This is a genomic window from Thalassospira permensis NBRC 106175 (assembly GCF_000714555.1).
Classification (GTDB): domain Bacteria; phylum Pseudomonadota; class Alphaproteobacteria; order Rhodospirillales; family Thalassospiraceae; genus Thalassospira; species Thalassospira xiamenensis.
On record NZ_AUNC01000072.1, the window covers coordinates 22,026 to 23,302 of the forward strand.

Below are 1,277 nucleotides of genomic sequence, written 5' to 3' on the forward strand. Positions count from 1 at the left end.
TCGATGTGCAATTTTTAAAGTCAATGAATCATGGATTGGGACCGCATTCGCATCTTTCTGGCCGTCGCACGCCAGGGGCAGATCCTCTCGGCGGCCCGTCAGCTTGGCCTGAACCATGCCACGGTCGGTCGGCAACTGACCGCACTTGAACAGGAACTCGGCACCAAGCTTGTCGAACGGCGCACCACCGGATCGGAACTAACAGAGGCAGGAAAGGCATTAATGGGTGCGGCAGAGGCCGCTGAATCCGCCTTCCTTAAAGTCGGCACCGCCTTCCCCAGCCGAGCAGAAGGCATTGCCGGCACCGTGCGCGTTGGCGTGCCTGACGGGCTTGGCAACTACTTTCTGGCGCGTGAACTGGCGGGCTTTGCGGCAAAACATCCCGATCTGGTGATCCAGCTGGTGCCCCTCCCGCGCACCTTTTCGCTGTCCCAACGCGAAGCCGACATCGCCATAACCCTTGATCGCCCCAAACAGGGGCGGCTGGTGATCAAAAAACTGACCGATTACACACTCAGCGTCTATGCCTCCCAAAGCTACATAAAACAGTATGGTGCCATCCGGTCTGAACGCGACCTGACCGACCGGCTGTTTGTCACCCATATCGAAGACCTGATTTACAGCCGCGCCCTTGATTACGCGGCACGTCTGGGCAAACTGATGAAACGGCGTTTCGAATGCGGCAGTGTCGTGGCCCAGATGGAAGCGGTGCGCAACGGGCATGGCATTGGCATCCTGCATGATTACGCCACCCGTGATGTGGCCGACCTGATCCGTCTGCTGCCCGATATCCGCTTTACCCGAAATTACTGGATGCTGCTGCATCCCGATACCAAGGATACCCGCGGGGTCGCCGCCGTCGCCGACCATATCAGCCGGGTCGTCCGCGCCGCGCGTGATCTTTTCGTCGCCGAATGATCAGACGCGAAAATCTGCGAATCTGATCTTCACATATGCACCCAACGGGCTTGCCACGATCAAATCCGGATGACATCGCAACACTATACGAACAGAAATAACCCGGTGCAAAATCCCCCCAGGAACAAGAACCATCAAGCTGTTCAGGTATCTAACCGGCATACCTTTGATTGTATTTTCACAGACTTAACTTGCAATTTTTTACTATGACCACTTGCATTCAGGGCGCGTTCCCGGGCATATTCTTTCGGATATGGTTGGGGATGAGCCATGTGGTCGGGGTCACACAAAAAGCCTGTTGAACAGGATTTCAAAAACCGCTTGCTGCATGGCGCAATCAACGTTTGAAAGGTCAGACG

1 protein-coding gene is annotated in these 1,277 nt (G+C 55.8%); it reads left to right on the forward strand.

The genetic code is table 11. The features are described from left to right. Positions 1-30 precede the first annotated feature (30 nt). Complete coding sequence (locus SMB34_RS20090; protein ID WP_037992681.1) at positions 31-918, forward strand: LysR family transcriptional regulator; 888 nt, start codon at positions 31-33, stop codon at positions 916-918. Positions 919-1,277: the final 359 nt, after the last annotated feature.